Source organism: Desulfofundulus thermosubterraneus DSM 16057, assembly GCF_900142025.1.
Classification (GTDB): domain Bacteria; phylum Bacillota; class Desulfotomaculia; order Desulfotomaculales; family Desulfovirgulaceae; genus Desulfofundulus; species Desulfofundulus thermosubterraneus.
This window is the reverse complement of sequence record NZ_FQZM01000075.1, coordinates 1-6,060: the sequence shown is the minus strand read 5'-3', so window position 1 is coordinate 6,060 and position 6,060 is coordinate 1. Positions and strand designations below refer to the sequence as shown.

6 protein-coding genes and 1 pseudogene are annotated in these 6,060 nt (G+C 52.1%); 3 read left to right on the top strand and 4 right to left on the bottom strand.

Translation table 11 applies throughout. The annotated features are described in order from the left end of the window. Nucleotides 1–170: 170 nt before the first annotated feature. Complete coding sequence (locus BUA65_RS17170) at nucleotides 171–365, bottom strand: hypothetical protein (RefSeq protein ID WP_013822362.1); 195 nt, start codon at nucleotides 363–365, stop codon at nucleotides 171–173. Between the two features lie 92 nt (nucleotides 366–457). On the opposite strand from BUA65_RS17170, the gene BUA65_RS17165 reads away from it, so the two are divergent. Together BUA65_RS17165 and BUA65_RS17160 are read left to right on the top strand one after the other, a co-directional pair. Beyond that, nucleotides 458–1,195, top strand: coding sequence for a metallophosphoesterase (locus BUA65_RS17165; RefSeq protein WP_072871576.1), 738 nt, complete (start codon nucleotides 458–460; stop codon nucleotides 1,193–1,195). 169 nt (nucleotides 1,196–1,364) lie between these two features. Continuing rightward, entirely contained in the window at nucleotides 1,365–1,688 is a 324-nt protein-coding gene (locus tag BUA65_RS17160; protein ID WP_072871574.1) for a hypothetical protein, read from the top strand. A 232-nt stretch (nucleotides 1,689–1,920) separates the two neighbouring features. Here the strand turns inward: BUA65_RS17160 and BUA65_RS17155 are convergent, their stop codons facing one another. Beyond that, nucleotides 1,921–3,108: a pyridoxal phosphate-dependent aminotransferase gene (locus tag BUA65_RS17155; RefSeq protein WP_072871572.1), complete on the bottom strand. Its 1,188-nt coding sequence runs from the start codon at nucleotides 3,106–3,108 to the stop codon at nucleotides 1,921–1,923. Nucleotides 3,109–3,212: 104 nt separating this feature from the next. Here BUA65_RS17155 and BUA65_RS17150 point away from each other — a divergent pair, with 104 nt between their 5' ends. Then, on the top strand, nucleotides 3,213–3,866 hold the full coding sequence (locus tag BUA65_RS17150; RefSeq protein ID WP_072871570.1) for an HAD-IA family hydrolase: 654 nt from the start codon (nucleotides 3,213–3,215) through the stop codon (nucleotides 3,864–3,866). 188 nt (nucleotides 3,867–4,054) lie between these two features. Here BUA65_RS17150 and BUA65_RS17140 read toward each other — a convergent pair whose 3' ends face one another. Further along, nucleotides 4,055–4,528, bottom strand: a complete 474-nt coding sequence (locus BUA65_RS17140; RefSeq protein ID WP_072871567.1) for an RrF2 family transcriptional regulator — start codon at nucleotides 4,526–4,528, stop codon at nucleotides 4,055–4,057. A 324-nt stretch (nucleotides 4,529–4,852) separates the two neighbouring features. Continuing rightward, nucleotides 4,853–5,744 (bottom strand): annotated as a pseudogene (locus tag BUA65_RS17135) (ISLre2 family transposase); the annotation flags it as partial. Between the last annotated feature and the right edge of the window lie 316 nt (nucleotides 5,745–6,060).

Here is a 6,060-nt window from a genome sequence, read left to right as displayed (position 1 = left end):
GATGAGCTTAACCGAACGCTATCAAAGTCTTCGTCAAGCTTGGTGAACCGCCGGATGCGGACCCGCATGTCCGGTGGTGTGAGAGGACGGGGGCTAGCCGCCCCCTCCTACTCGATGTAACAGGAGCAGGAGTAAGGACAGATGTGTCGAAGAGGAAAGCTAGGGCCGGGTCAACGGGAGTATTGACAGTAGCATTTGATGCATTTACCCCTGGAACCCTTGAACAGGTCGCGAAATAGCTGATCCAGTTCAGCATGTTTTAAGCGAATCAAGCCTTCGGGATTGGCAAGGACATTGTTGACAAACAGGCGAATGTAAACGTGTTCTTGGGTTTCGACCACCACCACGAGTTTGTACTCATTCACCGGGTTACACCCCTTTATTCTCAAAGTTCCCCCCCTTTTTCAGAGCACCCGGCTCGGGGCCAGGGCACGCTGGGTGGGAGAGTGAGGCTTAGATGAAAATATACGCTATCAGCGATTTACATTTATCCTTTTCCAGGGCACCAGATCCGTTAAACTGGGGGGATAGTCCGGAGTATAAGCCCATGGCCGAGGTAGATGAGTCGTGGGCCGCTCATGCATCCCGCATCTACGAAAACTGGACGCGGATCGTTACTAAAGACGATGTGGTGCTAGTGGGTGGGGACATTTCCTGGGCCATGCGTTTGGAGGAAGCCCGGCCGGACTTACATTTTCTCGGTTTGCTGCCGGGGCTTATTGTAGCCGTACAGGGCAACCATGATTACTGGTGGCAGAGTATCTCCCGGGTGCGAGCCATGGCTCCTCCCAATATGCGACTGATCCAGAACGACCACATACGGTTGGGTGATCTGGTTATCTGTGGTACCCGGGGATGGTTGTGCCCCAACGGCGCTTTTTTCAAGGATGAAGATATGAAAATTTATAGGCGCGAACTCATCCGGTTGCGGAACTCCCTGGAAAGCGTGCAAGGGCCAGCGGAGGAAATCATTGTCATGATGCATTATATGCCGACCAACGAAAAACACGAATACAGCGGATTTATAGAAATTTTTCAAGAGTACGGCGTTAAACACGTAGTTTACGGCCACCTGCATGCCCGGGCCTGCCGTTACCGTTTACCCGATCAGGCCTGGGGCATCAACTTTTATCTCACCAGCGCTGACTATTTGTCTTTCACGCCGCGCCTGATTATGGATTGGCCTCCTTCTTAAAAGAAAAATTATTTTTTTTGCCTTTAAGGGAAAAATTCCTTTTTAAAAAGGGAGCAGGAGTTTAATCTTTTATATCTAAATATAAACTGAAAAGAGAAGTTTTTAAAGACCTGAGTGAGGGGAAATAGGGAAGTGTTTTTATGGGGGTAGAATAAGGGAGGGGTTATATTTGGCTAAATTTATTTGTGACACCTGCGGTAAGGAAGTACAGGTCATTGATGGTGTGGTCTCCTGGACCCGGGAAGAACAGGAGTTGCGCAATTTCAAGCTTACCCACAAAGAAAGCCTTGGTACGGGCTGCCAGCCGGATAACAACCGTTACCGGGAATTGTATACGCTAACCCTGGCCAGCGGGTTTATGGAGTTTGTGCAGTACCTCCTGGAACGGTGGGCGGATGGACTGGTCTTAAGGGATCCTCAAACCTTGCGCAGTGTCATGCGTCAGTTGAACCTGCATATGCATGAAAAATTATTGATGCTGGTAGAGGAATAAAACGGGTTGGACAATTTGCCCCGAGAAGCTCTGCTTGTGCAGCAGGGCTTTTGATTTTTGTCCGGGCGGCGTAGCACTTACCCAGCACTCACCGGAGCCAGGTACCTGCGCAGGGGTTAAAACCGCAGATTGCAGCAATCATCGATACTAAGAGAACTCTGGGTACAGTGAGTGCTGGGTTGGGTTGGGTTGTTCCTTCAGGGACAGCCGCCATAAGACAGTGTTTGCGGGTTTACAAAAGGCCAACTTCCCGGGCCAGTTGTGTCCACGCGGGTAAAGAATTGAGAATGATTTGTTTGCTTATGCAATAGGAGATGCGGAAGTAACCCGCCAAACCAAAACCGCTCCCCGGTACCACCAGAATATTATGTTTTTGGGCAAGCCGGGCGAATTCCAGGTCGTCGGGCAGGGGGGAGCGGGGGAACAGGTAAAAGGCCCCCTGGGGTTTGACTACCTCGAAGCCCAGGGAAACCAGGTGATTATACAACAGGTCACGCTTTTCCTGGTAAGCGGCAATATCCACCTTTTCCCGCTGCAATTTGGCCACCAGCCGTTGCATCAGCGCGGGGGCATTGACAAATCCCAGGGTGCGGTTGCAGAAAACCAGCCCTTCCAGCAGCAGGTCGCTTTCGTCAATCTCCGGGTGGACGGCAATATAGCCAATGCGCTCGCCTGGCAGGGCCAGGTCCTTGCTGTGGGAGGTGACCACGATGCTGTTCCGGGTGAACTGAAAGACGCTGGGTACTTCTATGCCATCGTAAACTATTTTGGCGTAGGGTTCATCGGAAATTAAATAAATGGTAGTGCCCAGTTCTTTCCCTTTTTTATCCAGAAGCTTTCCCAGTTCCGCCAGACATCCGGCCTCGTATATCACCCCCGTTGGGTTATTGGGTGAATTGATGATTACTGCCTTGGTCCTGGAGGTGATGGCTTTTTCCAGGGCCGCCAGATCCGGTTGAAAGTCCAGGCCCGTGGGCACCTCTTTAATGACTCCACCGTGGTTATCCACGTAAAAACGGTACTCGACGAAATAGGGAGCTAATACTATGACCTCGTCCCCCTGATCCAGCAGAGTTTTTAATACTACGTTTAACCCTCCTCCGGCACCCACGGTCATTACCACGTGCCGGGTGCGGAAAGACAACCCCGTTTCTTCGGCCAGCACTTCAGCTACTGCCCGGCGGGTTTCCTCGTAGCCGGCGTTGCTCATATAGCGGTGCATCCCCGGGATGGGGTTTGCGGCCAGTTTACGTAGTTCCTCTTTAAAGGCCGCCGGAGGTTCCACGTCGGGATTACCCAGGGTAAAATCATACACCTTATCGGCACCGTAAAGGGCGCGCAACCTCTCTCCCTCTTCAAACATTCTGCGGATCCAAGAGGCCTGGGAAAGAAATCCAGCGATCTTTTTGCTTATAGCCACATTTAACCCTCCTTTGGGTTTTTAGGATTCGCCATGGAGTAAAAAAAACCTGCTTATAAACCGGCGGATGTGTTATACTGTTGAAGGAAAGGCAGGAGAGAAACATGTGCTTACAGGTAGCTTTATTTGATCTGGACGGCACCCTGGCCGACTCCTTACCCCTAATTAAGCATACCTACCGGCGGGTGTTTACTGAAATGAGCATCCCCTGGGGTAGTGAAGATGTCATGCGCTGGATTGGCCGTCCCATCGTGGATATTGCGCGGCATTTTGCCGGGGAAAGGGCGGAAGAGTTTATCCAGCGTTATCAGTACCACTACCACCGTGACCATGACCTTTATACGCGGCTTTTCCCCGGTACGCTGGAAATGCTCCAGAACCTGCGTACCAAGGGCATCCAGTTGGGTATCGTCACGTCCAAAGGAAAAACAGGTGCGTGGCGGACTGTTAACTTTACCGGTCTGGACCGCTATATTGATGTAATGGTTACTGCCCATGACGTGGAGAAGCATAAGCCCCTGCCCGATCCAATCCTCAAAGCCATGGAAATTCTTCATGCCCAACCACATCGAACCGTCTATGTGGGAGACAGTCATTTTGATATCCAGGCTGGTCGGGCTGCCGGTACTAAAACCCTGGGCGTCACCTGGGGTATAACCGAGCGGGAGGAATTGGAACGTTATCAACCCGACGGGCTGCTGGAATCCTGGGCGGATTTAAAGTCATTTCTAGAGAAAGCTAATAGAAACTACCGCTGATCTCAGGAAATATTTGGTACTAACTGGTGCAAAAAAAGGAATGGGGTCCGGTGTTGATACCCCATCCCTTTCATACGGCGTTTTACTATGTCATCCGCAAGGGTTCTTCCGTGAGGAGATGATCCCATTTTTCCGGCAGGTAGCCCACTACGATATGACCTCCGACACCTCCATCTCTGGATTTTACCCTATTTTGCCCCGGTGTGGGGTAATTCTCTCCCGTACGGGCCGGGCTGTTTTTTACGGGATCCCGGTAAGTTCCCGGCCAGTTGGGCAAAGTTGTAGCGCTTAAATTCCTGGATGAGGGTTTCCTGGATGGATCCCAGGGCCCGGTGCACGGGGCAGTGGGAAGGCCCCTGCTTGCTGCAAAATTCCGCGTCCACCAGGCAACGGTTTATTTGTAGCGTTCCCCCCACGGCCACCAACACGTCCAACAGGGTGATTTCCACGGGCGGCCGGGCCAGGGCGTAGCCTCCACCCACGCCGCGGTAGGAATCTACGATGCCCGCCTTGGTAAGCAGGCGTAAAATCTTTAGCAAGAAACGTATAGGTATGCATTCTTGCGTGGCGATAGCCTGTGCCTCTACCACCTCACCGGTAGGTAATTGGGCCAGGTAAAGCACTGCCCGAAAAGCGTAATCTGTAGCCTGATTAAGCCTCATCCGTTGCCCTCGTTTCCAAAGTATACTTGATTAGCCTACTTTGAAATTTTTACCCCGTCCTATGATCTAGTAGGTATCTCCACAAAAAATTTTTCCGTTATGAGACCTCACCGCTCAAAAACACTAGCTTCAAGGCAGCGGCCTTGACATCCACCCCGCAGGTGGTCAGACAAACCCACCGACGGGGCGGCTCCGGGGAACAGGTAAAGATAATAACCAGCGCCCCGTCGCAAAAACCATTGTACCACCTGCGGGGACCCCGGCTGTCAAGGCTCCCCTAACGGCGCTGCCTCTTAAGCCCTCTGAGGCTCACCAGGGAACAGGTTAGCCAATAAGGGCAGCAAAATCTGGCCGGGCAAGTTCCCGTAAAACATACTTAACCCACGGCCGGTCGGCAAAAGGACCCTTTAATGCCGGTAATGTCGCCTGCAGCCATTTTTCCACATCCCCGGCTTTTTGTTTTTCCACTGGCTTCTGCGCTAATTCCCTCAGCTTTTCGTGTTTCACCGGCCAACGCAAAACATAATTTATCAAGCTTCCCGTTTGCCTTAGCGGCCAAAATCCGGGCCATCCGGTCCCCACCGTTAATGGTCCACCGGGCTCCCAGGCGTTTCATCCGCCGGGCCACGTTGTGTTGTATCTGCCCTTCAATGGTGCCCAGGCGTTTTGCTCCCGCCGAGGCAACAATCCCCACCCAGTTTTCCTCAAGATAGTGCAAAAGCTTGGTGATCCTCTTCTTCCGGTTACCTCGGGTCTTTTTCGCTGCTTCCGTTAGAATCCCCTGGGTTTCCTGCCAGTTACCCCGGGAAATAGCTGCGGCTACTTTCCGAAAGGTTTCTTCATCATACCAGAGAGCTTCCGTTAAATGCTTGCTCAGGTGGTATGGGTCTAAGCGATATTCGGCGCCGGGGAAGTATTCCACTCCCTGCTTGGGCCAGTCTGCCCCATCGCCGCCAATGTAGATCTTCTGGACCCGGCTTAAATCCCATTTCCCCCCGATCTCGGCATAACCTTCTTCCCAGGCTGCCTCACCTTCATTTAAGCTGCTTAATACAAGCTTGTTTTTCAGGGCGAAGCGATCCCGGTCTATTTGCTCCTTCCCCTCGTAAGCTACTATATGTTTGATTTCTCCTCGTTTCTGCTTTGCCCTTTGCAGGCGGATTATCACCCCGTCGGCTTCAATACACAGCTCCGGCGCCACTTCTTTCCCTCCGGGTGTTTTTGGCATAATAGAATTGCATAAAACGGCAGCCAAAAATGCATAGCATGGCGCGTGTAAAAGAGGGCATTGCCATCACGCTCTAGAATAACCCTTCTGACTTGGGCAAAGGCAGGAGGGGATACAAGAGGTGATAGCAATGGCCCAACAACAGTATATCAAACATCTTTACGAGCGAGAAGAGTGCAGTATTGCCGAAATTAGCCGGCGGGTAGGTATCAACTGGCGAACAGCGGCTAAGTACGCCAAGAAAGACGACTGGTATCAGCCCATGCAGCAGACCCGGCGCCGGCAGCCGGTCATGGGGTCTTTT